The organism is Pseudomonas sp. NBRC 111139 (assembly GCF_001753955.1).
GTDB classification, from domain to species: domain Bacteria; phylum Pseudomonadota; class Gammaproteobacteria; order Pseudomonadales; family Pseudomonadaceae; genus Aquipseudomonas; species Aquipseudomonas alloputida.
On sequence record NZ_BCBP01000025.1, the window covers coordinates 65951 to 90443 of the forward strand.

A 24493-nucleotide genomic window follows, 5' to 3' on the forward strand; every position below is an offset into this window, starting at 1 on the left:
AAGGGTGCGACGACTTACGACAAATCAATGAGTTGTGCCATGGATCTGCGCAATGAAGGCCGCCACTTTGGGCGGTCTTGGAAACTGCCGGATATTATCACAAAGGCGGGGGCGGTGGGGAGATCTGTACGGCAGTGCACGGTCATTGTGGGAGCGGCCTTGTGTCGCGATAGGGCTGCACAGCAGCCCCGGCAATTTTTGCTTCTTCGCCGACATCCCGGGGCCGCTTTGCGGCCCTATCGCGACGCAAGGCCGCTCCCACAAAGTACGCGTTCTACCGGGGTATCAGTGCAGGCGCTTGCGGCAAATCAACTGGGCCAGTTTGGCGGTATCCGGGCGCTCGACAACACCCCGTTCGGTCACGATAACGTCAATCAGGTCGGCCGGGGTCACGTCGAACACCGGGTTGAATACCTGCACATCCCGTACCGCCGGGGCACCGCCAAAGTCCAGCCACTCGTCGGCGTCACGCTCTTCCAGGGGAATATCCTCGCCGGTTGCCAGGTTCAGGTCGATGCTGGTGCTCGGCGCCACCACCATGAAGCGCACACCATGGTGCATGGCGCTGACCGCCAACTGGTAGGTGCCGATCTTGCTGGCCACGTCGCCATTGGCAGCGATGCAGTCCGCGCCCACCACCACCCAGGTGATGCCCTTGGTCTTCATCAGATGCGCCAGCGCCGAGTCGGCGCACAGGGTCACCGGAATTCCCTCGTTGGCCAGCTCCCAGGCCGTCAGGCGCGAGCCCTGCAGCCAAGGGCGAGTCTCACCGGCATAAACCCGCTCGACCATGCCTTCCAGGTAGCCGGCACGGATCACCCCCAGTGCGGTGCCAAAGCCGCCACTGGCAAGGGCGCCGGCGTTGCCGAAGGTGAGCAGGGCCTGGGCATTGCCCTGATGACGACGGATCAGCTCGATACCCTGCTGGGCCATGGTCAGGTTGGCCTCACGGTCGCTTTCGTGAATGGCCATCGCTTCGGCCTCCAGCGCCGCCAGAACGTCTTCTTCCGGACGCAGGCGCAGCAGACGCTCGCGCATGCGGTTAAGCGCCCAGAACAAGTTGGCGGCGGTAGGACGCGCTTCGGCAAGGGTGAGAAAGTCGTCTTCCAGTTCCATTTCCCAATCGCCGCCTTCGGCCAGCCGTTCTTCAAGGGCCAGTACCAGGCCGTAAGCTGCGGCAATACCGATCGCCGAGGCGCCGCGCACTGCCATGTCACGGATGGCTGCGGCCACCTGCGCAACATTGTCGCAGGCCAGCCAACGCTCCTCCGACGGCAGCAGGCGCTGGTCGAGCAGGTGCAAGGCGCCGCCCTGCCAGCGGATCGCGGTCACCTTCTCCGCCGCCAAAAGTCGCTCGCGCATCGCCTCTCCCCGTCATTCGGATATCAAAAACCGGCGATTATAGCGACCCTCGCGGCCAAGCGCTCGGGTATACTCCGGCGCAATTTTGCGAAGTTTCAGAGGACTGTTCAATGAGCAACGTCGACCGCGCCGAAATCGCCAAGTTCGAAGCGCTGGCCCACCGCTGGTGGGACCGCGAAAGCGAGTTCAAGCCGCTGCACGAAATCAACCCGCTGCGCGTCAACTGGATCGACGAGCGCGTCAGCCTGGCCGGCAAGAAAGTGCTGGACGTGGGTTGTGGTGGCGGCATCCTCAGCGAAGCCATGGCCCTGCGCGGCGCCACGGTCACCGGTATCGACATGGGCGAGGCGCCACTGGCGGTGGCTCAGCTGCACCAGCTGGAGTCCGGCGTGCAGGTGGAATACCGGCAGATCACCGCCGAAGCCCTGGCCGAGGAAATGCCCGAACAGTTCGACGTGGTCACCTGCCTGGAAATGCTCGAGCACGTGCCCGACCCGTCTTCGGTGATCCGCGCCTGCTACCGCATGGTCAAGCCGGGCGGCCAGGTGTTCTTCTCCACCATCAACCGCAACCCCAAGGCCTACCTGCTGGCCATCGTCGGCGCCGAGTACATCCTGAAGATGCTGCCGCGCGGCACCCACGACTTCAAGAAATTCATCCGCCCGTCCGAGCTGGGCGCCTGGAGCCGCGATGCAGGCCTGCAGGTGAAGGACATCATCGGCCTCACCTACAACCCGCTGACCAAGCACTACAAGCTCAACAGCGACGTCGACGTCAACTACATGATCCAGACCCTGCGCGAGGAATAAGCATGCGTTTGCGAGCAGTACTCTTCGACATGGACGGCACCTTGCTGGACACGGCGCCGGACTTCATCGCCATTTGCCAGGCCATGCTCGCCGACCGCGGGCTGCCGGCCGTTGACGACAACCTGATCCGTGGCGTGATCTCGGGTGGCGCCCGCGCCATGGTCGCCACTGCGTTCGCCATGGACCCGGAGGCTGACGGCTTCGAGGCCCTGCGCCTGGAATTCCTCGAGCGTTACCAGCGCGACTGCGCGGTGCACAGCAAGCTGTTCGAGGGCATGGCCGAGCTGCTGGCCGACATCGAGAAAGGCAACCTGCTGTGGGGCGTCGTCACCAACAAGCCGGTGCGCTTCGCCGAGCCGATCATGCAGCAGCTGGGCCTGGCCGAGCGTTCGGCGTTGCTGATCTGCCCGGACCACGTGAAAAACAGCAAACCCGACCCCGAGCCGCTGATCCTGGCCTGCAAGACGCTGAACCTGGACCCGGCGAGTGTGCTGTTCGTCGGCGACGACCTGCGCGACATCGAGTCTGGCCGCGACGCAGGTACCCGCACGGCGGCGGTGCGCTACGGCTATATTCATCCAGAGGACAACCCCAACAACTGGGGTGCCGACGTGGTGGTGGACCACCCGCTGGAACTGCGCAAAGTGATCGACAGCGCGCTGTGCGGCTGCTGAACCCAGACCGATGACCGGGCACCGTCTCTTTGTAGGAGCGGGTTCACCCGCGAATGCGCCAGCCCAGACAACACTGGCGCCTGATCGGACGCATTCGCGGGTAAACCCGCTCCTACAATAGGCCCGGCCGCCCACACGAACTCGAAGGACAGAACCATGTTCGACTACACCGCCCGCCCCGACCTGCTGCAAGGCCGGGTCATCCTGGTTACCGGTGCCGGCCGTGGCATTGGTGCCGCGGCTGCCAAGGCTTATGCCGCACTGGGTGCCACCGTGCTGCTGCTGGGCAAGACCGAGGCCAACCTGAACGAAGTCTACGACCAGATCGAAGCCGCCGGCCATCCGCAGCCGGTGGTCATCCCGTTCAACCTGGAAACCGCCCTGCCACACCAGTACGACGAGCTGGCGGCCATGATCGAAGGCCAGTTCGGCCGCCTCGATGGCCTGCTCAACAATGCGTCGATCATCGGCCCGCGCACGCCGCTGGAGCAGTTGTCGGGCGACAACTTCATGCGCGTGATGCACATCAACGTCAATGCCACCTTCATGCTCACCAGCACGCTGCTGCCGCTGCTGAAGCTGTCGGAGGACGCTTCGGTGGTGTTCACCAGCAGCAGCGTCGGGCGCAAGGGCCGGGCTTACTGGGGCGCCTATGGCGTGTCGAAGTTCGCCACCGAAGGCCTGATGCAGACCTTGGCCGATGAACTGGAAGGCGTGGCGCCGGTGCGCGCCAACAGCATCAACCCAGGCGCCACGCGCACGGCAATGCGGGCCCAGGCCTACCCTGGCGAGAACCCGCAGAACAACCCGCTGCCCGAAGAGATCATGCCGGTGTACCTGTACCTGATGGGGCCAGACAGCACAGGGGTGAACGGGCAGGCGTTCAACGCCCAATGATGTTTTGCCTGTACCGGCCCTTTCGCGGGTGAACCCGCCCTACAGGGGATCGCATAACCCGGTAGGAGCGGGCTCACCCGCGAAGAGGCCGGTGCAAGCGAACGATCAGCCCGCAGCCAACGCCGGTCGCATACGGCCTTGCTGGCGCCCTTCCAGCTGCATGCAGCGTTCCAGGAACAGGAACATGCAGTCGTAGCTCTTGCAAATGGCCCTGCGCAGTTCGTTGCGCAACCCCAGGGTGGGGTTCTCACCGGCCAGGGTACAGATGATTTCCAGCGCCTCCCACGGGTGCGCATCGTCATACTGGGCATGCATCTTCAGCCACTTCATCGCCCGCTTGCGCCCTTCTTCAGGGAACCCCTGCGCATAGGTGTCAGTCGAGCACACCACCGCCGACCATTCACCGGTCGCGCCTTCGATGGCGTAGTTGGTCGCCGCCATGGAAATGGCCAGGTTCTCGGTAGCGCACACCCGCCAGCACCAGTCGTTCAGGCCGTTCAGCTCGGGCGGCACTTCTTGCGCCTGCAACTCGTGCAGGTGCACACCGTGCGCCTGGCACCAATTCACCCAGTAGTCGGCATGGTTGAGCTCGACGCGGATGTTGCGCATCAGCCAGCGCCGCGCCATGTCCTCGCCCTGATGCCGGCCATAGCGGGTCTTGGTCAGGTTATGCGCCATGTACAACGAAAACTGCTCCACCACCGGCCAGCCACCGATCAAGTACTGACGGATGGTCGATTGCTTCAGCTGGCCATCGCGCAGACGTGCATAAAACTCATGCTCAACCACCCGGCGCTTGCTCTCGCGGCAGTCTTCAATCAGTTGCTGGGCCCATTGGGGGTAACTGGCGGGGTCCATCAAAGGCCCGATACGAACGAATGCGTCAATCACTTTCAGCTCCTTGATCCTTGTGATTTCCAACTAGCGAAACGTGCCAGGTGCTCGCTGCAACAGAGGCCGGGCGGCGATCCGTTGGCGCTGCAGACTGTCACAGGTGAACACCTGGGGGCGTTCGATCAGGTAGCCCTGGGCGTAATCCACGCCTATTTCCTGCAAGGCCTGCTCGATCAAGGGTGTTTCGACGAACTCGGCGATCGTGCGCTTACCCATCACATGGCCGATATGGTTGATGACCTCGACCATGGCCCGGTTGACCGGGTCGTCGAGCATGTCCTTGACGAAACTCCCGTCAATCTTCAGGTAGTCCACGGGCAAATGCTTGAGATAGGCGAACGAGGACATGCCAGCGCAAAAATCATCGAGCGAGAAACGGCAACCCAGCCCTTTCAGCTCGTTGATGAAGCGAATGGCGCTGCCCAGGTTGGCAATGGCGCTGGTTTCGGTAATTTCAAAGCAGATCATTCGCGGCGGAATGGCGTATTCGACGAACAACCGCTGGAGGTATTCAAGGAACTTGTCGTCGCCAATGCTGGACCCCGACAGGTTGATGGCACAGGTCGACAACGGCCCTTCACGCCCTTCTTCCAGGCACTGGCGTATGACCATGAACACATTGCGCACCACCCAGCGGTCCAGCGCGGTCATCAGGCCGTAGCGCTCGGCCGCCGGGATGAAGCTGCTGGGCAGGATGGTGCGGCCGCTTTCGTCGTGCAGGCGCAACAGAATTTCGATATGGCCCGGGCCTTCGAAGGTTTTGAGCGGGGCGATTTCCTGGGCGTAGAGACAAAAGCGGTTTTCTTCCAGGGCCACATGCAGGCGCTGGATCCAGGCCATTTCGCCAAAACGCATGGACAGCTCGCTGTCGTCGGCGTGGTACACCTGTACACGGTTTCGGCCCTTTTCCTTGGCCATGTAGCAGGCCATGTCGGCGGCGCGCAGCGAAGCCTCCAGGGTACCGGGGGCCTGGGCCATGTGCACCAGGCCAATACTGACCGTGGTCACGAACGGCCGCCCTTTCCATACGAAGTGCAGGCTCTGCACCATCTGGCGCAATTGTTCGCCAATGCGCTCGGCCTGGTCGGGCGGGCAGTTTTCCAGCAGCACGCCAAATTCATCGCCGCCCAGCCGCGCCAGCGTATCGCCCTCACGCAGGCCGGACTGCAGCACCGCGCAGATATGCCGCAGCAACTCATCGCCGGCAGCGTGGCCACAGGTGTCGTTGACCAGCTTGAACTGGTCGAGGTCGAGGAACATCAGCGAATGCCGCCCGGCCTGGCGCGCCAGGTCGTTGAGCGCCTGTTCCAGGCGGTACTCGAACTCGCGGCGGTTGGCCAGCCCGGTCAGGGCGTCGTGGGTTGCCTGCCAGGACAGATTGGCGATGTACTGGCGTTCCTGGGTCATATCGTGCAGCACCAGCACGATGCCACTGACCTGGCCATCATTGACGATCGGCGAGCCTACCAGGTTGATCGACACGTTACTGCCGTCCAGGCGCTGGATAAGCCGGGCATGCTCGGAGCCGCCCTTGAGGCTGCCGCTGAGCACCTGTTCGACCAAACTGCGACCGTCCTCCTCGGCGTGTTCATCCACCAGGCTGAACAGCGCCGACAGCGGCAGGCCCTGGGCCTGCCCGGATTGCCAGTGGGTCAATTGCTCGGCGGCCGGGTTCATGTAGCCGATACTGCCTTCGACATCGGTGGTGATCACCGCATCCCCGATGGCCTGCAGGGTAATCTGCGCACGCTCTTTTTCTTCCTGCAGGGCGCTGGCAAAGGCTTGGCGCTGGGCCAACAGCTTGCTGGAGCGGCGCCAGGCAATGGCGATCAGGAACATCGCGGTCAGCAGGTTGGTGATCAGCAGCACCCGTAGCAACATGCGCGAGCCTTCGCCCAAGGCATCACTGAACGCCTTGGCCGCCGGGGTCACGCCTTCGTTGATGGCGACAATGCGGGCCTTCCAGTCGCTGACGGTGTCGGCATCCACCGGGCCATCGGCAAAACGCTGGCGCATTTCACCGGCCAGTACATCCAGCTTGGCCAGATAGTCGTCACCGATGTCCCAGTAATCGATGGCTGTCTGCATATAGCTGACATGGCGAAAGTTGCGGTAGAACCAGATGATCCGCTCGACATCGTCAGGGTGGTTGCCACCTTGCAGAACCGCCTGTCGCGCGGCGTCCAGATCAGGGCTGGGGTGGTCGAGCACTTCGCGCAGACGATGGTCACCCTGCGGTACGGTAATGGCCTGGCGATAGCGTTGGTAGGTGCTGTCGTCCTGCGTCTCGCCGTACAGACTGAGGTAATAGATGGCATCTTTCTGCGCCTTGGACCACAGGCTTTCGCCCGCGACATAGGCGCGCACGGCCGAGAGCGTATAAAGGCTAAGGCTGCCCAACGCCACCTGAAGGACCACGACGGCGATGAAAGGCCATGTGATGCCGAGCAACTTTGGCGCTTCGAGTGTGCGATTTCCCTTCATGGAGTCCCTGTCACAGAGCAGATAAGGCGTAAATCGACCCAGACAAGCACAGCGTAGGCCATTTGCCATCGCTGTGAAGGGGATTTTTATGACAAGGAATCGGGGAATTTGTACAGCGTATGCGCTGGCCATTGTAGGAGCGGGTTTACCCGCGAAGAAGACACCGCGGTGGATGGCACGGGCTTCGCCCGTGTTCGCGGACAAGCCCGCTCCCACAGGGATCGCACCAGCTTTTAGAAATTGAGCAAGACAGTTGCTCCCATCAGCCCGGTGAAGGCAGCCAGATAGTCAGCTCTGCTGCAGATGCCCATAAAGCTTGGCGTATAACCCACCCTCGGCAATCAGCTGCTGATGGTCGCCGTCTTCGGCCACGTGCCCGCCATCGAACACCAGCACCCGGTCGGCCTGTTTCACCGCCGACAAGCGATGGGCGATGATCAGCGTGGTGCGGCCGCTGAGGAAGCACGCCAAGGCCTGATGCAGGTTGTACTCGGTGGCGGCATCCAGCGCTGAGGTGGCCTCGTCGAGGATCACTACCTTGGGCTCAGCCAGTACCATGCGGGCAATGGCCAGGCGCTGGCGCTGGCCACCGGACAAGCGCACGCCTGAACGCCCCACCACACTGTCCAGGCCTTGCGGCAAGGCGGCGATGGTGGCATCCAGCTGAGCGATGCGCAGCGCCTGCCAGCACGCATCATCGCTGCAGTCGCGGCCCATGGTCAGGTTGGCACGCACGCTGTCGTTGAACAGCGACGGGTGCTGCAACACCACCGCGACATTCTCGCGCAGGGTTTCCAGGCCGATTTCCTGCAGGCTGGCCCCGCCAAAGCGGATGGTCCCGGCCTGGGCGCTGTATAGGCCCAGCAGTAGCTGCACCAGCGTGCTCTTGCCGCCGCCGCTGGCACCGACAATCGCCACCTTCTCACCCGCGGCGATAGACAGGTCGAGGTGGTCGAGCACCGGCTCGTCGGCATAGGCAAAGCGCAGGTCGCGCACGTCAATGCCCACCGTTTCGCGGCCGGCGAACGGGTCGCTGGCGGCCGGGTATTGCGGCTCGTCGGCACGCGCCAGCAGCTCGTTGAGGCGACTCAGCGCACCGCCGGCGGCGTAGTAGGCATATTGCAGATTAAGCAGTTGCTCCACCGGACCGATCATAAACCACAGGTAGCTGAACACCGCCAGCATCTGGCCGATCGACAGGTCGGAAAACAGCACGGTCAGCATGGCCGCCGCGCGGAAGATGTCGATGCCGAACTGGAACAGCAGGCCACTGGCACGGCCACTGGCATCACTTTTCCATTGCGAGTCCACGGCGTAATCACGCACCTCGCGGGCACGCAGGCCCAGGCGGCCAAGGAAGTAGCCCTGGCGGTTGCCAGCGCGGATTTCCTGAATGGCATCGAGGGTTTCCGCCAGCGCCTGGGTAAAGCGCGCGGTGCTGTCGTTTTCAAGCTTTTTCAGGTGTTTGACGCGCTTGCCCAACTGCACGGTGAAGTAGATCACCAGCGGGTTGAACAGCAAGATCAGCAAGGCCAGCTGCCAGTGCATCCAGATCAGGATCGCCGCCGTGCCGGTCAGTGTCAGCATGGCCACCAGGAAGCGGCTGAGGGTTTCGCCAACAAACTTGTCGAGGGTGTCCAGGTCGGTGACCAGGTGGGTGGTCACCGTGCCGCTGCCCAGGCTTTCGTACTCTTTCAGCGAAATACGCTTGAGGCGCTCGATCAGGCGGATGCGCAGGCGGTAGACGATGTCCTTGGCCAGCCCGGCGAACAGCTTGGACTGGATCACGTTGAAGGCCAGCGCAGCCAGGCGCAGGCAAAGGGTGAGCGCCAGCATCAGGCCGATGTAGCCGGCTGCTACCTGCCAGTTGGACGGCAGCAGGTGGTTCATCCACTTCAGCGCGGCATCGCCATGGCCGAGCAGTACTTCGTCCACCAACAGCGGCAGCAGCAGCGGAATGGGCACACTGCAACACGCCGCCAGTAACGCAATGAGGTTGGCGGACCAGAGGTTTTTCTTGTGATGCAGGGCCAGGCGGCGGATTTCCGCCCAGCTCAGTCGATCGCCCGCAGTGTATGGCTTGCCCGGTACCGGGTCGGGTGACCCTGGTACATCAAGCACAGGCGGCCTGCTGCAGCCAGCGGCCGAGCAAGGGTTGCAGGCGCTCCAGCGGCTGGTAGCCGTTGGTCAGCAAGGCCAGTTGGCCATTGCGCTCGGCCAGCAAGGTCGGGAAACCGGCAATACCCAGGTCCTGGGCCCAGGCGAAGTCGGCCGCGGTGGCGGCGCGGGTATCGGCACGGGCGAAGGTTTCGGCGAACGCGGCACGGTCGAAGCCACTCTGGGAGGCCAGCTCGACCAGCTGCGGCGCGGTGGTCACATCGGTACCCTGCTCGTAGAACGAACGCTGGATCAACGCCAGCAGCGGCCAGACGCGCTCGGCATCCAGCTCGCGTGCCGCGACCAGGGCGCGACAGGCCGGCTCGGTGTCGTAGACGAAGCCGTCAGGCATGGCCCCCTCGAAGCGGAACGGCTGGCCGGTAGCATCAGCCACCGCCTGCCAGTGTTCCAGGATGTACTTGCGAGTGGAGCTGTCCAGGGCGCTGCCGCCCGTACGCAGCCCGCCCGTTACCAAGCGGGCAGGCACGCCTGCCTCACGCGCCTGGGCGATCAGGGCCGCGGCCACTGGCGCAAAACCCCAGCACCAGGAGCACATCGGGTCCATCACATAGATCAGGCGTGCAGACATGCTTCAAGCCTCGGCTTTGTAGTTGTAACCGATCGGGTGCGGCAGGTTGCGGGCCTTGGCCAGCTCGATCTGCTTCTGCCGGTCGATGGCACTGCGCCGGGTCTTCTCGCTCAGGCTGTCCCAGCAATGCGGGCAGCTGACACCTGGCGAATAGTGCTCGGACGCGCGCTCCTCTGCATTGATCGGATGGCGGCAGGCGTGGCACTGGTCGTACTCACCTTCGCTCAGGTCATGGCGCACCGTAACCCGGTTGTCGAAGACGAAGCAGTCGCCGTCCCACAGGCTTTCTTCCTGAGGCACTTCCTCGAAGTATTTCAGGATGCCGCCCTTAAGATGATAGACCGACTCGAAGCCTTCACCGAGCATGTAGCTGGAGGCCTTTTCGCAACGGATGCCGCCGGTGCAGAACATGGCGACCTTCTTGTGCTTGCTCGGGTCGAAATTGGCCTTGATGTACTCCGGGAACTCACGGAACGTTTCGGTCTTCGGGTCGATGGCGCCCTTGAACGTACCGATGGCCACTTCGTAGTCGTTGCGAGTGTCGATCAGCAGCACTTCCGGGTCGCTGATCAGGGCGTTCCAGTCCTTGGGCTCGACATAGGTGCCAACGGCCTGGTTGGGGTCTACGCCCGGCACGCCGAGGGTGACGATCTCTTTCTTGAGCTTGACCTTGGTGCGGTAGAACGGCTGTTCGTCGCAATACGACTCTTTATGGTCGACATCGACCAGGCGCGGGTCGTTGCGCAACCAGGCCAGCAGGCCATCGATGCCTTCGCGGGTGGCCGATACGGTGCCGTTGATGCCCTCGTGGGCCAGCAGCAGGGTGCCTTTGACGTTGTTGTCGAGCATGGTCTTGAGCAGCGGCTCGCGCAGCTCGACGTAGTCTTCCAGAGTGACGAACTTGTACAGCGCCGCGACGACGATGGCTTGAGACATGTAACGGAATCTCCAGGTGGTTGCCCTCGTAAGGGGCGGACCGGGTTTGACGGTATAGAAAAGCATGGGGGCGCTTTGCGCCCCTTTCGCGACACAAGGCCGCTCCCACAGGGGACCGCGTAACCTGATGGCTAGTGCGGTTTTTGTGGGAGCGGCCTTGTGTCGCGAAAGGGCCGCAAAGCGGCCCCCGGATTTTGCAGGATTCTACCAGAACAACAGAAAGGTTTCAGTGCCCGCCGCCGGCGCACACCGGCGAGGCCGGTGCAACGCCGACCTTGGCCCACTCTTCGGCGGTGTAGGTGTGGATGGCCAGGGCGTGAATCTCGCCCATCAGCTCACCCATGGTGGCGTACACCTTCTGGTGGCGCTTGACGCTGTTCAACCCGGCGAACTGCTCGCTGACGATCACGGCCTTGTAGTGGGTCTCCTGACCACGACTGTGCATGTGACTTTCGTTGAGCACTTGCAGGTGTTGCGGCGCCAGCGCGGCCAGTTGCTGTTCGATACGTTGTTGCATGGTCATTGCGGCGTACTCACTTCTTCGCTGGGGCGGCGGCCTTGCCAGCGTTCGGGTCCAGCTCTTTGGTCATGTCTTCCAGCAGCTTGTTCACCACCGGTACTGCTGGCTCCAGGCTCTGCTGGGTCAGCTGTGCCGACTGCTGAGTGACCTTGGGCATTTCACGCAGCACTTTCTTGCCCAGCGGCGATTCGTAGAACTTGACCAGGTCTTTCAGCTCCTGCTCGGTGAAGGTCTGGGTGTACAGGTCGACCATCTTCGGCTTCAGCTTGTTCCAGCCGATGGCGTTGTCCAGGGCGGCATTGGCCTTGGCCTGGTAGCTTTCCAGCACCGGTTGCTTGGCGGCCGGGGCCTTGGTCTGGGCGAAACGCTGGGCGAACATCTGCTGCACTTGCATGTACACCGGGGTGCCCAGCTTGTCGGCGTTGGCCAGGGTCAGGAATTTCTCGGCAGCAGCGTTGTGGCTGGCGGTGGCAGCGAGTACCTGGCCACTGGCGCAAACCAGGGCAACGGCGGCACAAAGGACACGGAGACGGGTCATTGCATTTCCTTCAAAGAGAGGGAGGCGGGCACCTCAGAGTAGAGCATTCTGCGCCGTGGTGGCGATGTGCTCAAGTGGCACGACGAGCGACGGAACCGCTCGGTCGAATCAGGGCCTAAACTGCGATTTCGAACTACACAGGAGTGAGTACAGAATGAGCCGTATCGAGACAGACAGCCTGGGCCCGGTCGAAGTTCCGGAGAACGCCTACTGGGGTGCGCAAACCCAGCGTTCGCTGATCAACTTCGCCATCGGCAAGGAACGCATGCCCCTCGCGGTGTTGCACGCCCTGGCACTGATCAAGAAGGCCGCCGCACGCGTCAACGACCGCAATGGCGACCTGCCGGCCGACATCGCCCGGCTGATCGAACAGGCCGCCGATGAAGTGCTGGCTGGCCAGCACGACGATCAGTTCCCGCTCGTTGTCTGGCAGACAGGCAGTGGCACCCAGAGCAACATGAACGTCAACGAGGTGATTGCCGGACGCGCCAACGAACTGGCCGGCAAAGGCCGTGGCGGCAAGGCGCCGGTGCACCCCAATGACCACGTCAACCGCTCGCAGAGCTCCAACGACTGCTTCCCCACCGCCATGCACATTGCGGCAGCCCAGGCGGTGCAGGAAAAGCTGCTGCCGGCCGTCACCGAACTGTCTTCAGGGCTGGCCGAGCTGTCGATGCGTCACCACCAGCTGGTAAAAACCGGTCGCACACACATGATGGACGCCACGCCGATCACCTTCGGCCAGGAAGTGTCGGCCTTCGTCGCCCAGCTCGATTACGCCCAGCGCGCCATCCGCGCCACCCTGCCGGCGGTGTGCGAACTGGCCCAGGGCGGCACTGCCGTGGGGACCGGGCTGAACGCCCCGCAGGGGTTTGCCGAGGCCATCGCTGCCGAACTGGCGGCGCTGTCCGGCCTGCCGTTCATCACCGCGCCGAACAAGTTCGCCGCCCTCGCCGGCCACGAGCCGCTGACCAGCCTGGCGGGCGCCCTGAAAACCCTGGCCGTGGCCTTGATGAAAATTGCCAACGACCTGCGCCTGCTGGGTTCCGGCCCGCGCGCCGGGCTGGCCGAGGTGCGCCTGCCGGCCAACGAGCCCGGCAGCTCGATCATGCCGGGCAAGGTCAACCCCACCCAGTGCGAGGCGCTGTCGATGTTGGCCTGCCAGGTACTGGGCAACGATGCGGCCATCGGCTTTGCCGCCAGCCAGGGGCATTTGCAGCTGAATGTGTTCAAGCCGGTGATCATCCATAACCTGCTGCAATCCATCGAGTTGCTGGCCGATGGTTGCCGCAACTTCCAGCAGCATTGCGTGGCGGGTATCGAGCCGGATGCCGAGCAGATGGCCGCGCACCTGGAGCGCGGGTTGATGCTGGTGACGGCGCTGAACCCGCATATTGGCTATGACAAGGCGGCGGAAATTGCCAAAAAGGCTTACAGCGAGGGCAAGACCCTGCGCGAGGCGGCCTTGGCGTTGAAGTACCTGACCAATGAGCAGTTCGACCAGTGGGTGCGGCCGGAGAACATGCTGGCGCCGGGCGGCAAGGGCTGACTGCTCTGTAGCCTGTACCGGCCCTTTCGCGGGTGAACCCGCTCCTACGACGAGCGGCGATCCATTGTAGGAGCGGGTTCACCCGCGAAAGGGCCGGTACAGGCAATCGACAGACCTAGTGTGGTGTTTTGCAAATACGGCCAATAACTCGCGAGCGATTTTTGCGCTCAAGCAAGGCGTCGCGACGAGTCGTAGCCCAGCTACGGCGAGGAGCGACAACGCCGCATGAGCGCAAAAAGCGCCGCGCGTTATGGTCGTTATTTGTGAAACACCACACTAGGCCAACCGCGCCCGGCGGGCCCGCCAACCCGCCACCAGCGACGGCCCCAGCGCCACCAGCGCCGAACCGAACACCACCGTGACCGCCCCCACATAGCCCAGGGCATTGATGTCCTCGGCATGCACATACTCAGGCCAAACCAACGCCGCCAGCGCCACCGCAACGAAGGTCACCAGCGGGGTCAGCGCCAGCGTGGCGCTTACCCGTGAGGCCTCCCAGTGCGCCAGTGCTTCGGCAAACGCGCCGTATGCCACCAGGGTATTCAGGCAACAGGCCAGCAGCAGCCAGCCTTGCACCGGGGTCAGTTGCAAGGCCTCCAGCGGGTGCACCCAAGGTGTCAGCAACGCAGCGCAGCTGAGGTAGATCACCATCATCACCTGCTGCGAGTGCCACACGGTCAGCAACTGCTTCTGGCTCAGGGCGTAGAACACCCAGATGCTGGTCGCCAGCAAGATGGTCAACACGCCGGTGGTGTAGGTACCCAGCGAAGTCAGTAGCTCTTCCAGGCGCTGGTTGAAGAACAGGCCAAACCCTGCCAGCAGCACCAACAGGCCCATGCCCTGCCCCACACTGAAGCGCTCTCGGAACACGAACACGCTGGCCACCAGCAACAGCACCGGGCCGATCTGTACCACCAGTTGTGCGGTGCCTGGGCTAAGCAGTTTGAGACCGATCAGGTAGAGCACGTAGTTGCCCATCAGGCCGAGCACCGCAACCAGCACCAGGCCCCTGCCCCTGGGCGCCAGCTTGCGTATGGACGGCAAACGCCGGTTAGCCGCCAGCCAGGCGAACAACAGGCTGCCGGAGACCAGCAGGCGGTACCAGGTGACAGTGATCGGGTCGACCACTTGCAATACCTGCTTGAGCTTGATCGGCAAGATGCCCCAGAGCAGCGCCGTCAGAAGTGCCAGGAACAGCCCATAGCCCCAGCGGCCAGAAGTGGTGTGCATAAAATCCTCGATCAAGCCCGTGGTGGGGGTTGTTGAATTCTACGGGGTTGGAGGACGGGGACGGTGGAGAGTGCCGAGAAAAGAATTCATCAGGTCATTCTTTTGGGGCATGGCTGGGGGGAGGTGTTGCGTGTTCTGGCCCTTTCGCGGGTAAACCCGCTCCTACAAGGGATCGCGTACCCCTGTAGGAGCGGGTTTACCCGCGAAAGGGCCAGAACAGGCAACATCACCGTCGGCTATTTTTTGTGCTTGGCAAACGCCGCTTCCAGCGCCTGGTTGATGGTGCGCACCACCTTCACCCGCGCCCAGCGCTTGTCATTGGCCTCCACCAGCGTCCAAGGGGCGATCTCGCTGCTGGTGCGGTCGACCATGTCACCCACCGCCTGGGAGTATTCGTCCCACTTGTCGCGGTTGCGCCAGTCATCCTCGGTGATCTTGTAGCGTTTGAACGGAATTTGCTCACGCTCTTCGAAGCGCTCCAGTTGGGTCTGCTGGTCGATCGCCAGCCAGAACTTGACCACCACCACGCCGGCATCCACCAACTGCTCTTCAAAGTCGTTGATCTCGCTGTAGGCACGCATCCAGTCAGCGGGGCTGCAGAAGCCTTCCACCCGCTCCACCAGCACCCGGCCATACCAGGAACGGTCGAAGATGGTGAACTTGCCCCGTGCCGGGATGTGCCGCCAGAACCGCCACAGGTACGGCTGGGCGCGCTCTTCTTCGGTAGGCGCAGCAATCGGCACGATACGGTACTGCCGCGGGTCCAGCGCTGCCGCCACGCGGCGGATGGCGCCCCCCTTGCCGGCAGCGTCGTTGCCTTCGAACACCGCCACCAGGGCGTGCCGGCGCATGCGCTTGTCACGCAGCAGGCCGGCCAGACGGGCCTGTTCGGTGATCAACTGTTCCTGATAGTCGGCCTTGTCCAGGCGCAAGGTCATGTCCAGGGCGCCAAGCAGGCTGCGGTCGTCGATGCTGTGGCCCAGCGGGGCCACGTTGCCCTGGTGCTTGCCCTTGGGATTATTGGCCAGCGCGGCTTGCAGGCTTTCCAGCAGAATGCGCCCCACCGCCAGGCTGCGGTAATTCGGGTCTACCCCTTCGATGATGTGCCATGGCGCATAGTCGCGGCTGGTGCGGCGCAGCACGCGCTCACCAAAGCGCACGAAGCGGTCGTAGGTTTGCGACTGCTGCCAATCCAGCGGGCTGATCTTCCAGCTGTGCAGCGGGTCGTCCTTGAGCGATTTCAGCCGTGCCTTCATCTGCTTCTTGGACAGGTGGAACCAGAACTTGATGATCAGCGCACCTTCATCGCACAGCATCTGCTCCAGGCGCTCGGCACCGGTAATGGCCTGATCGAGCACGGCATCCTTGAACACCCCGTGCACCCGCCCCTGCAGCATCTGGCTGTACCAGTTGCCAAAGAACACACCCATCCGCCCCTTGGGTGGCAAGGCCCGCCAATAGCGCCAGGCGGGTGGGCGGGCCAGCTCTTCGTCGGTCTGCTGGTCGAAGGTGAGCACATCGATCATGCGCGGGTCCATCCACTCGTTGAGCAGTTTTACCGTCTCACCCTTGCCGGCGCCTTCAATGCCGTTGATCAGCACGATCACCGGAAACCGCGCCTGCTGCTTGAGTTCGTACTGGGCTTCGAGCAGGGCCTCGCGTAAAGCGGGTACCTCGGCGTCGTAAGCCTCCTTGTCGATGCTGTGGCCGATTTCGGCAGATTCGAACATGCACTGGCTCCTTCAATGGATAAGCAAGACTAGCGGATTTCATTTCGGCCTGTATTGACCTCTTCACCAATGAACGCGCTCCCACAGCTCAGCCGGATGGCATAAAATCCCGCCATCCGCTGCAACCGAGCCCACCATGCCCACCCTCCTCCAGCACGCCCAGATCGACTGGGACGACCAGGGCCGCCCCCATTCGCGGCACTATGACGACGTCTATTTCGCAGTCAACGAAGGCATCGAAGAAACCAAGCACGTGTTCCTCGGACAGACCCGCTTGGCCGAACGTTTTGCCAACCTGGCGCCGCACGCCTGCACGGTGATCGGCGAAACCGGTTTTGGCACCGGCATGAATTTTTTCTGCGCCTGGCAGCTGTTCGACCAGCACGCACACAGCGACGCGCGCCTGCACTTCGTCAGCGTCGAGAAGTACCCCCTCGACCACGCCGACATGGCCCGCGCAGTGCGCCTGTGGCCTGAACTGGCCGCCTATACCGAGCCACTGCTGGAGCAATACGTGGCGGTGCACCCGGGCTTTCAGCAGTTCACCTTCGCCGGTGGCAGGGTCACCCTGACCCTGTTGATAGGCGATGTGCTGGAACAGCTGCCGCAACTCGATGCGCAGATCGATGTGTGGTTCCTCGACGGCTTCGCCCCCGCCAAGAACCCCGACATGTGGACCCCGGAGCTGTTTGCGCAACTGGCGCGGCTATCGCATCCGGGCACGGTGCTGGGCACCTTCACCACCACCGGCTGGGTACGCCGCAGCCTGGTGGAAGCCGGCTTCGCCATGAAGAAGGTGCCAGGCATCGGCAAGAAGTGGGAGGTGATGAGCGGCGCCTACGTCGGCCCCCTGCCCGGCCCATGCGCGCCTTGGTACGCGCGCCCCGCGGTGACACAGGGGCCGCGCGAGGCGCTGGTGATCGGTGCCGGACTTGCCGGCAGCAGCAGCGCCGCCAGCCTGGCCCGGCGCGGCTGGCAGGTAACCGTGCTGGAGCGCCACGAAGCCCCGGCCCAGGAAGCGTCAGGCAACCCGCAAGGGGTGCTGTACCTCAAGCTGTCTGCCCATGGCACCGCGCTGTCGCAGATGATCCTGTCCGGGTTCGGCTACACCCGGCGTCAGCTGCAGCGCTTGCAGCGTGGCCGTGACTGGGATGCCTGCGGGGTGCTGCAACTGGCCTTCGACAGCAAGGAGGCCGAACGCCAGGGCAAGCTGGCTGCCGCCTTCGACCATGGCTTGCTGCACTGCCTGGCGCGCGCGGAGGCCGAAGCCATCGCCGGCGTGGCGTTGCCTGGCGGCGGGTTGTTCTACCCCGAAGGTGGCTGGGTGCACCCGCCAGCGCTGTGCCAACAGCAGTTGCAGCACCCTGGTATTCGCGTGGTGACCCACCAAGACGTGCTCGAACTGCGCAAAGTGGATGAGCATTGGCAAGCCTGGGCTGGCGACCAGCTGTTAGCCCGCGCTCCAGTGGTGGTCCTGGCCGGTGCGGCGGATGTGCTGCGCTTCGAACCTTGCGCGCAGTTACCACTCAAGCGCATCCGTGGGCAGATCACCCGCTTGCCGGCCACCGCCAGCAGCCAGGCACTGCGCACCGTGGTGTGCGCGGAGGGCTATGTGGCACCGCCGCGCGAGGGTGAACATACACTGGGCGCCAGTTTTGACTTCCACAGCGAAGACCTTGCACCGACGGTGGCCGAGCACCAGGGCAACCTGGCGCTGCTGGACGAAATTTCCGTCGATCTGGCGCAACGGCTGGCTGTGGCTGAACTGGACCCCGAGCAATTGCAGGGACGTGCTGCGTTCCGTTGCACCAGCCCGGATTACCTGCCGATCGTCGGGCCCATTGCCGACGCGCAGGCGTTTACCGAAGCCTATGCAGTACTGGGCCGGGATGCGCGGCAAGTACCGGATGTGCCCTGCCCTTGGCTGGGCGGGTTGTATGTGAACAGCGGGCATGGCTCACGCGGGTTGATAACAGCGCCCTTGAGCGGCGAGCTGGTGGCGGCCTGGGTATGTGGCGAACCGCTGCCATTGCCGCGGGCGGTGGCGGAGGCTTGCCATCCAAACCGGTTTGGATTGCGCCGGTTGATCCGGGGGAAATGATTGCATCGGGCTGCCTGCCCGGCGTCATATAACCAAACATTCTAAAACTCTCGAAAAGCACATAGGTCAGTTCCTTAAGGTGCCCTAATCCGGGGCATCACCTCCCCAACGGAAAAACCGGTAAGGACTTATGTGCGGATTAGCAGGAGAGTTACGTTTCACCCCCATCGACCAAGCCCCTCGCCCAGCCGACCTGGCTGCGGTAGAGCGCATTACCCATCACCTGGCCCCGCGTGGCCCGGATGCCTGGGGCTTCCATAGCCAAGGCCCGATCGCCCTGGGCCACCGGCGCCTGAAGATCATGGACCTGTCCGACGGCTCGGCGCAGCCGATGGTCGACAATACGCTGGGCCTGTCGCTGGCCTTCAACGGTGCCATCTACAACTTCCCCGAACTGCGCGAGGAATTGCAGGCGCTGGGCTACAGCTTCTGGTCCGACGGCGACACCGAGGTGCTGCTCAAGGGCTACCACGCCTGGGGCGCGGCGCTGCTGCCCAAGCTCAACGGCATGTTTGCCCTGGCCATCTGGGAGCGCGACAACCAACGCCTGTTCCTGGCCCGCGACCGCCTGGGCGTCAAACCCCTGTACCTGTCGCGCAACGGCGAGCGCCTGCGCTTTGCCTCGACCCTGCCGGCACTGCTCAAGGGCGGCGACATCGACCCGATGCTCGACCCCGTGGCCCTCAACCACTACCTGAACTTCCACGCCGTGGTACCGGCACCACGCACCCTGCTGGCCAATGTGCAGAAGCTGGAGCCCGGCACCTGGATGCGCATCGACTGCCATGGCGAAGTGGAACGCCAGACCTGGTGGCGGCTGAAGTACGGCCCCAACCCGGACGAGCGTGAACTTGATCTGGAAGGCTGGACCACCCGCGTACTCGACGCCACCCGCGACGCCGTAGCCATCCGCCAGCGGGCAGCCGTCGATGTGGGTGTGTTGCTGTCCGGCGGCGTCGATTCCAGCCTGCTGGTCGGCTTGCTGCGCGAAGTGGGCGTTGACGACCTGTCGACCTTCTCCATCGGCTTTGAAGATGCCGGCGGCGAGCGCGGCGACGAGTTCCAGTATTCGGACCTGATCGCCAAACACTACGGCACCCGTCACCACCAGTTGCGCATTGCCGAACACGAAATCATCGACCAACTGCCGGCCGCCTTCCGCGCCATGAGCGAGCCGATGGTCAGCCACGACTGCATCGCGTTCTACCTGCTGTCGCGGGAAGTGGCCAAACACTGCAAAGGCGTACAGAGCGGCCAGGGTGCCGATGAGCTGTTCGCCGGTTACCACTGGTACCCGCAGGTGGACGGCGCCGACGATGCCTATGCGGCCTACCGTGACGCCTTCTTCGACCGCAGCCACGCCGAATACCGCGACACCGTGCAGGCCCCCTGGCTGCTGGAAACCGACGCCGCCGGCGACTTCGTGCGCGAACACTTCGCGCGCCCCGGCGCACCGGCTGCCGTGGACAAGGCCCTGCGCCTGGACAGCACCGTGATGCTGGTCGACGACCCGGTCAAGCGGGTGGACAACATGACCATGGCCTGGGGCCTGGAGGCGCGGACGCCGTTCCTCGATTACCGCCTGGTGGAACTGTCGGCACGCATTCCCGCACGCTTCAAGCTGCCCGACGGCGGCAAGCAGGTGCTCAAGCAGGCAGCGCGACGGGTGATCCCGCATGAGGTGATCGACCGCAAGAAGGGTTACTTCCCGGTACCGGGCCTGAAGCATCTGGAAGGTGCCACCTTGGGCTGGGTACGCGAACTGTTGACCGACCCCAGCCAGGACCGAGGGTTGTTCAACCCGGCCATGCTCGACCGCCTGCTGAGCAACCCACACGGCCAGCTGACGCCATTGCGCGGCTCCAAGCTGTGGCAACTGGCGGCGCTGAACCTGTGGCTGAGCGAACAAGGAATCTGACCGATGAAAGCCCATGAAATCGCTTATGGTCAGCGCCTGCTGCGCGGCCAGGCGCCGTCCTACGAGCGCCTGCAGGCGCGCCTGGCCGGCGACGGCAGCCAGCCCCACGACCAACCGCGTGCCGTGCACTGCGGCTGGGGCCGGCTGTTGATAGGCCACACCTACCCCGACCCGGCTTCCTTGGCCGAGGATCTGCTCGACGAGCACCCGGGCGAACGCGACATCGCCCTGTACGTGGCCGCACCGCAGCAGGTGCTGGCCCAGGCCCCCCAGCAGCTGTTCCTCGACCCGTCCGACACCCTGCGCCTGTGGTTCACCGACTACCGCCCGGCGCAGCGTGTATTTCGCGGTTTCCGCGTGCGCCGGGCACAGAACCCCGCCGACTGGCAGGCGATCAACACGCTGTACCAGGCGCGCGGGATGCTCCCCGTCGACGCCGAGCTGCTTACCCCCCGGCACTTGGGTGGCCCGGTGTATTGGCTGGCAGAGGACGAAGACAGCGGCGCGATTATCGGCAGCGTCATGGGCCTGAACCACACCAAGGCGTTCGATGACCCCGAGCATGGCAGCAGCCTGTGGTGCCTGGCGGTGGACCCACACTGCACCCGCCCCGGCGTGGGTGAAGTGCTGGTGCGCCACCTGATCGAACACTTCATGAGCCGTGGCCTGGCTTACCTGGACCTGTCAGTGCTGCACGACAACCGCCAGGCCAAGCGCCTGTACCAGAAACTGGGTTTTCGCAACCTGCCCACCTTCGCAGTCAAGCGCAAGAACGGTATCAACGAGCAACTGTTCCTCGGGCCTGGCCCGCAAGCCGACCTCAACCCCTACGCTCGCATCATCGTCGACGAGGCGCTACGCCGGGGCATCGAAGTACAGGTCGATGACGCCGCTGGCGGCCTGTTCACCCTGAGCCTGGGCGGGCGGCGCATTCGCTGCCGGGAATCGCTCAGCGACCTGACCAGTGCCGTGACCATGACCCTGTGCCAGGACAAACGCCTGACCCAGCACGCCCTGCACAACGCCGGGCTGCAGGTGCCCGCTCAACAGCTGGCGGGCAATGCCGATGACAACCTGGCGTTTCTCGAAGAGCATGGCGCGGTGGTGGTCAAGCCGGTCGATGGCGAGCAAGGCCAGGGCGTGGCGGTGAACCTGACCTGCATCGACGACATCACCCGCGCCGTGGCACACGCCCGCCAGTTCGACAGCCGCGTGCTGCTGGAAAGCTTCCATGCCGGGTTCGACCTGCGCATCGTGGTGATCGGCTACGAGGTGGTGGCCGCGGCCATCCGCCACCCAGCGCAGGTGCTGGGCGACGGTAAGCACAGTGTGCGCCAGTTGATCGAAGCCCAGAGCCGTCGCCGCCAGGCCGCCACCGGTGGCGAAAGCCGCATTCCGCTGGACGACGAAACCGAGCGCACCTTGCGCGCAGCGGGCGTTGGCTATGACGACGTGTTGCCGGCCGGCCAGCGCCTGGCCGTGCGGCGCACGGCCAACCTGCACACCGGCGGCACCCTGGAAGACGTCACCGATCGCCTGCACCCGGTGCTGGCCGATGCTGCCGTGCGGGCGGCACGGGCACTGGAAATTCCGGTGGTTGGGCTGGACTTCATGGTGCGCGATGCCGGGCAGCCGGAGTACGTGATCATCGAGGCCAACGAACGTGCTGGCCTGGCCAACCATGAACCGCAGCCCACGGCCGAGCGTTTTATCGACCTGCTGTTTCCCCATAGCCGGCCGTTGGCCTGACAACTGCTCGGCTTTTTGTGGGAGCGGCCTTGTGTCGCGAATGGGGTGCGAAGCGCCCCTAGGATCTCAGCTTCGCTGCCGATATTGCCGGGGCCGCTTTGCGGCCCTTTCGCGACACAAGGCCGCTCCCACAAAGACTGCGAAATTTTAACCCGACCGGAGGCCTGGACATGTCCGAACGACTCCCTGAACCCGATCTCGACTACCTCAAACGCGTGCTGCTGGAAATGCTCGCCATCCCCAGCCCCACCGGCTTCACCGACACCATCGTGCGCTACGTGGCCGAACGCCTGGATGAGTTGGGCATCCCCTTCGAGCTGACCCGCCGCGGCACCATCCGCGCCACGCTGAAGGGCCGGCAGACCTCGCCCGACCGCGCCGTCTCTGCCCACCTGGATACCATCGGCGCCAGCGTGCGCCAATTGCAGGACAATGGCCGCCTGGCCTTGGCGCCCGTCGGCTGCTGGTCCAGCCGCTTTGCCGAAGGTAGCCGGGTCAGCGTATTCACCGACACCGGCGTATTCCGTGGCAGCGTGCTGCCGCTGATGGCCAGCGGGCATGCCTTCAATACCGCCATCGATCAGATGCCGGTGAGCTGGGAGCATGTGGAAGTGCGTCTGGATGCCTACTGCGCCACCCGCGCCGACTGTGAGGCACTGGGTATCAGCATTGGTGACTTCGTAGCCTTCGACCCATTGCCCGAGTTCACCGAAAGCGGCCACATCAGCGCCCGTCACCTGGACGACAAGGCTGGCGTAGCCGCATTGCTGGCGGCATTGAAGGCCGTGGTGGAAAGCGGTCGCCAGCCACTGATCGACTGCCACCCGCTGTTCACCATCACCGAGGAAACCGGCTCGGGCGCAGCTGGCGCCCTGCCCTGGGACGTCAGCGAGTTCGTCGGCATCGACATCGCCCCGGTGGCGCCTGGGCAAGCTTCCAGCGAGCATGCGGTCAGTGTGGCGATGCAGGACTCGTCGGGGCCTTACGACTACCACCTGTCCCGGCACCTGCTGAAACTGGCCGGCGACCATGACTTGCCGGTGCGGCGCGACCTGTTCCGCTACTACTTCAGCGATGCCCATTCGGCGGTGACTGCCGGGCACGATATTCGTACCGCGCTGGTGGCGTTCGGTTGCGATGCCACCCATGGTTACGAACGCACGCATATCGACAGCCTGGCGGCGCTGAGCCGGTTGTTGTCGGCGTACCTGCTGAGCCCGCCTGTGTTTGCCAGTGATTCGCAGCCGGCCAATGCATCGTTGGAACGCTTCAGCCACCAGCTGGAGCACGATGCGCAGATGGAGAGCGACACGCGGGTGCCAGCAGTGGACAGCCTGGTGGGTAACAAGGGCTGAGGGCTTCGGGGCCGCCATGCGGCCCCAAATTCCCCAAGGTTTCGCGTAGCATGCCTGCACCAATACCAAGACGCCGCCCACCATGCTGATCCCCTACGACCAACTGCAAGCTGAAACCCTGACCCGCCTGATCGAGGACTTCGTTACCCGCGACGGCACCGACAATGGCGACGACACCCCGCTGGAAACCCGTGTGCTGCGGGTACGCCAGGCATTGGCCAAGGGGCAGGCGTTCATATTGTTCGACCTGGAGAGCCAGCAGTGCCAGTTGCTGGCCAAGCACGATGTGCCCCGCGAATTGCTCGACTAGCAGGCTCGGCCCCCTTCGCGGGCAAGACTGCGTAGGGATGCTGATGGCAACATCAGGCCTCGCCTTGCTTGGCCTCCTTTATGCGCTTGTACACCTCGGCCCGGTGCACCGGCACCGAGCGCGGGGCGTCCACGCCAAAACGCACCACGCCCTCCCGGACATCCGCCACCATGATGCGGATGTTATCGCCAATCACGATGATTTCCCCCACCTCACGCCCGATTACCAACATGTGCCGATCCTCCTGCCAAATGGAAAACCGGAGACTGCCTGCCAGGCATTCGGCTACTCAATAGTTCCCCTGCAATTCAGAAGAGCCCTACATTTCAGAGTAACTTCTCCTACAGACCATTCCTCTTGAATGGGGCTGAGCGCGCATTTTCACGAGCATATCGGCCTTGTGCTGCGAAGAGGCCGGTACACGCGATACACCAATGGAATCTTTCGCAAGCGGCGCCGGTCCGATTTAACAAGAGGCCTGCAATTCGAGGCCCTTGCCCCTCAACCACGCAAGGACTCCACCATGACCACGATCCTTATCATCATCCTGATTCTGCTGCTGATCGGTGGCTTACCGGTCTTCCCCCACTCGCGTAGTTGGGGCTATGGCCCATCCGGCATTATTGGCGTGGTATTGGTGATTCTGCTGGTCTTGCTGTTGCTCGGGATGATATGACCCGATGCGGACAGC

21 protein-coding genes are annotated in these 24493 nt (G+C 63.7%); 10 read left to right on the forward strand and 11 right to left on the reverse strand.

Translation table 11 applies throughout. The annotated features are described in order from the left end of the window. Positions 1–285: 285 nt before the first annotated feature. On the reverse strand, positions 286–1362 hold the full coding sequence (gene mtnA, locus BJQ17_RS08840) for an S-methyl-5-thioribose-1-phosphate isomerase (protein ID WP_070095912.1): 1077 nt from the start codon (positions 1360–1362) through the stop codon (positions 286–288). 110 nt (positions 1363–1472) lie between these two features. Between mtnA and ubiG the strand changes: the two genes are divergently transcribed. The 3 genes from ubiG (at position 1473) to BJQ17_RS08855 (ending at position 3742) form a co-directional block, all read left to right on the forward strand. Beyond that, entirely contained in the window at positions 1473–2171 is a 699-nt protein-coding gene (ubiG, locus tag BJQ17_RS08845) for a bifunctional 2-polyprenyl-6-hydroxyphenol methylase/3-demethylubiquinol 3-O-methyltransferase UbiG (RefSeq protein WP_003252662.1), read from the forward strand. A gap of 2 nt (positions 2172–2173) precedes the next feature. Next, positions 2174–2845: an N-acetylmuramic acid 6-phosphate phosphatase MupP gene (gene mupP / locus BJQ17_RS08850; RefSeq protein WP_003252659.1), complete on the forward strand. Its 672-nt coding sequence runs from the start codon at positions 2174–2176 to the stop codon at positions 2843–2845. Between the two features lie 156 nt (positions 2846–3001). After that, positions 3002–3742: a YciK family oxidoreductase gene (locus BJQ17_RS08855; protein WP_003252656.1), complete on the forward strand. Its 741-nt coding sequence runs from the start codon at positions 3002–3004 to the stop codon at positions 3740–3742. Between the two features lie 105 nt (positions 3743–3847). Here the strand turns inward: BJQ17_RS08855 and BJQ17_RS08860 are convergent, their stop codons facing one another. The 7 genes from BJQ17_RS08860 to BJQ17_RS08890 form a co-directional block, all read right to left on the reverse strand. Next, positions 3848–4633, reverse strand: a complete 786-nt coding sequence (locus tag BJQ17_RS08860; RefSeq protein ID WP_003252654.1) for a TenA family transcriptional regulator — start codon at positions 4631–4633, stop codon at positions 3848–3850. Positions 4634–4663: 30 nt separating this feature from the next. Continuing rightward, the gene (locus tag BJQ17_RS08865) at positions 4664–7120 is read right to left on the reverse strand and encodes an EAL domain-containing protein (protein ID WP_070095913.1); all 2457 of its coding nucleotides are present in this window, start codon (positions 7118–7120) and stop codon (positions 4664–4666) included. A 288-nt stretch (positions 7121–7408) separates the two neighbouring features. Then, positions 7409–9241 (reverse strand): ABC transporter ATP-binding protein, encoded by a 1833-nt coding sequence (locus BJQ17_RS08870; protein WP_003252650.1) that lies wholly within the window; start codon positions 9239–9241, stop codon positions 7409–7411. Next, positions 9234–9866 (reverse strand): DsbA family protein, encoded by a 633-nt coding sequence (locus BJQ17_RS08875; RefSeq protein WP_003252648.1) that lies wholly within the window; start codon positions 9864–9866, stop codon positions 9234–9236. Before BJQ17_RS08875 ends, BJQ17_RS08870 begins: the two co-directional genes overlap by 8 nt. Before the next feature lie 3 nt (positions 9867–9869). Continuing rightward, positions 9870–10802 (reverse strand): rhodanese-related sulfurtransferase, encoded by a 933-nt coding sequence (locus BJQ17_RS08880; RefSeq protein WP_003252646.1) that lies wholly within the window; start codon positions 10800–10802, stop codon positions 9870–9872. Between the two features lie 226 nt (positions 10803–11028). Further along, entirely contained in the window at positions 11029–11325 is a 297-nt protein-coding gene (locus BJQ17_RS08885) for a BolA family transcriptional regulator (RefSeq protein ID WP_003252644.1), read from the reverse strand. Between the two features lie 10 nt (positions 11326–11335). Beyond that, complete coding sequence (locus BJQ17_RS08890) at positions 11336–11860, reverse strand: DUF2059 domain-containing protein (protein ID WP_003252642.1); 525 nt, start codon at positions 11858–11860, stop codon at positions 11336–11338. A gap of 154 nt (positions 11861–12014) precedes the next feature. On the opposite strand from BJQ17_RS08890, the gene BJQ17_RS08895 reads away from it, so the two are divergent. Next, positions 12015–13409 (forward strand): class II fumarate hydratase, encoded by a 1395-nt coding sequence (locus tag BJQ17_RS08895; protein WP_003252640.1) that lies wholly within the window; start codon positions 12015–12017, stop codon positions 13407–13409. 276 nt (positions 13410–13685) lie between these two features. On the opposite strand, the gene BJQ17_RS08900 is transcribed toward BJQ17_RS08895, so the two are convergent. Beyond that, a complete protein-coding gene (locus tag BJQ17_RS08900; protein WP_070095914.1) occupies positions 13686–14639 on the reverse strand; it encodes a DMT family transporter in 954 nt (317 codons plus the stop codon). A gap of 236 nt (positions 14640–14875) precedes the next feature. Then, complete coding sequence (pap, locus tag BJQ17_RS08905; RefSeq protein WP_003252637.1) at positions 14876–16369, reverse strand: polyphosphate:AMP phosphotransferase; 1494 nt, start codon at positions 16367–16369, stop codon at positions 14876–14878. Between the two features lie 136 nt (positions 16370–16505). Here pap and mnmC point away from each other — a divergent pair, with 136 nt between their 5' ends. The 5 genes from mnmC (at position 16506) to BJQ17_RS08930 (ending at position 23802) form a co-directional block, all read left to right on the forward strand. Continuing rightward, positions 16506–18470, forward strand: coding sequence for a bifunctional tRNA (5-methylaminomethyl-2-thiouridine)(34)-methyltransferase MnmD/FAD-dependent 5-carboxymethylaminomethyl-2-thiouridine(34) oxidoreductase MnmC (gene mnmC, locus BJQ17_RS08910; RefSeq protein ID WP_017147876.1), 1965 nt, complete (start codon positions 16506–16508; stop codon positions 18468–18470). 130 nt (positions 18471–18600) lie between these two features. After that, positions 18601–20388, forward strand: a complete 1788-nt coding sequence (locus tag BJQ17_RS08915; protein WP_070095915.1) for an N-acetylglutaminylglutamine amidotransferase — start codon at positions 18601–18603, stop codon at positions 20386–20388. A gap of 3 nt (positions 20389–20391) precedes the next feature. Then, entirely contained in the window at positions 20392–22137 is a 1746-nt protein-coding gene (ngg, locus tag BJQ17_RS08920; RefSeq protein ID WP_070095916.1) for an N-acetylglutaminylglutamine synthetase, read from the forward strand. A 170-nt stretch (positions 22138–22307) separates the two neighbouring features. Continuing rightward, positions 22308–23492 carry an osmoprotectant NAGGN system M42 family peptidase gene (locus BJQ17_RS08925; RefSeq protein WP_003252630.1) on the forward strand — a complete coding sequence of 395 codons (1185 nt, stop codon included), beginning with the start codon at positions 22308–22310 and terminating at the stop codon, positions 23490–23492. Positions 23493–23574: 82 nt separating this feature from the next. Next, entirely contained in the window at positions 23575–23802 is a 228-nt protein-coding gene (locus BJQ17_RS08930; protein WP_003252629.1) for a YheU family protein, read from the forward strand. Positions 23803–23854: 52 nt separating this feature from the next. Here BJQ17_RS08930 and csrA read toward each other — a convergent pair whose 3' ends face one another. After that, positions 23855–24034 (reverse strand): carbon storage regulator CsrA, encoded by a 180-nt coding sequence (gene csrA / locus BJQ17_RS08935; protein ID WP_003252626.1) that lies wholly within the window; start codon positions 24032–24034, stop codon positions 23855–23857. A 291-nt stretch (positions 24035–24325) separates the two neighbouring features. On the opposite strand from csrA, the gene BJQ17_RS08940 reads away from it, so the two are divergent. Beyond that, complete coding sequence (locus tag BJQ17_RS08940; RefSeq protein WP_003252624.1) at positions 24326–24478, forward strand: DUF3309 family protein; 153 nt, start codon at positions 24326–24328, stop codon at positions 24476–24478. Positions 24479–24493: the final 15 nt, after the last annotated feature.

What these genes read in the sequence shown, in the direction of transcription:
- mtnA (WP_070095912.1), bottom strand. Translation starts at nt 1,362, where the DNA reads ATGCGCGAGCGACTTTTGGCGGCGGAGAAGGTGACCGCGATCCGCTGG.
- ubiG (WP_003252662.1), top strand. Translation starts at nt 1,473, where the DNA reads ATGAGCAACGTCGACCGCGCCGAAATCGCCAAGTTCGAAGCGCTGGCC.
- mupP (WP_003252659.1), top strand. Translation starts at nt 2,174, where the DNA reads ATGCGTTTGCGAGCAGTACTCTTCGACATGGACGGCACCTTGCTGGAC.
- BJQ17_RS08855 (WP_003252656.1), top strand. Translation starts at nt 3,002, where the DNA reads ATGTTCGACTACACCGCCCGCCCCGACCTGCTGCAAGGCCGGGTCATC.
- BJQ17_RS08865 (WP_070095913.1), bottom strand. Translation starts at nt 7,120, where the DNA reads ATGAAGGGAAATCGCACACTCGAAGCGCCAAAGTTGCTCGGCATCACA.
- BJQ17_RS08875 (WP_003252648.1), bottom strand. Translation starts at nt 9,866, where the DNA reads ATGTCTGCACGCCTGATCTATGTGATGGACCCGATGTGCTCCTGGTGC.
- BJQ17_RS08880 (WP_003252646.1), bottom strand. Translation starts at nt 10,802, where the DNA reads ATGTCTCAAGCCATCGTCGTCGCGGCGCTGTACAAGTTCGTCACTCTG.
- BJQ17_RS08885 (WP_003252644.1), bottom strand. Translation starts at nt 11,325, where the DNA reads ATGACCATGCAACAACGTATCGAACAGCAACTGGCCGCGCTGGCGCCG.
- BJQ17_RS08890 (WP_003252642.1), bottom strand. Translation starts at nt 11,860, where the DNA reads ATGACCCGTCTCCGTGTCCTTTGTGCCGCCGTTGCCCTGGTTTGCGCC.
- BJQ17_RS08895 (WP_003252640.1), top strand. Translation starts at nt 12,015, where the DNA reads ATGAGCCGTATCGAGACAGACAGCCTGGGCCCGGTCGAAGTTCCGGAG.
- BJQ17_RS08900 (WP_070095914.1), bottom strand. Translation starts at nt 14,639, where the DNA reads ATGCACACCACTTCTGGCCGCTGGGGCTATGGGCTGTTCCTGGCACTT.
- pap (WP_003252637.1), bottom strand. Translation starts at nt 16,369, where the DNA reads ATGTTCGAATCTGCCGAAATCGGCCACAGCATCGACAAGGAGGCTTAC.
- mnmC (WP_017147876.1), top strand. Translation starts at nt 16,506, where the DNA reads ATGCCCACCCTCCTCCAGCACGCCCAGATCGACTGGGACGACCAGGGC.
- BJQ17_RS08915 (WP_070095915.1), top strand. Translation starts at nt 18,601, where the DNA reads ATGTGCGGATTAGCAGGAGAGTTACGTTTCACCCCCATCGACCAAGCC.
- ngg (WP_070095916.1), top strand. Translation starts at nt 20,392, where the DNA reads ATGAAAGCCCATGAAATCGCTTATGGTCAGCGCCTGCTGCGCGGCCAG.
- BJQ17_RS08925 (WP_003252630.1), top strand. Translation starts at nt 22,308, where the DNA reads ATGTCCGAACGACTCCCTGAACCCGATCTCGACTACCTCAAACGCGTG.
- BJQ17_RS08930 (WP_003252629.1), top strand. Translation starts at nt 23,575, where the DNA reads ATGCTGATCCCCTACGACCAACTGCAAGCTGAAACCCTGACCCGCCTG.
- csrA (WP_003252626.1), bottom strand. Translation starts at nt 24,034, where the DNA reads ATGTTGGTAATCGGGCGTGAGGTGGGGGAAATCATCGTGATTGGCGAT.
- BJQ17_RS08940 (WP_003252624.1), top strand. Translation starts at nt 24,326, where the DNA reads ATGACCACGATCCTTATCATCATCCTGATTCTGCTGCTGATCGGTGGC.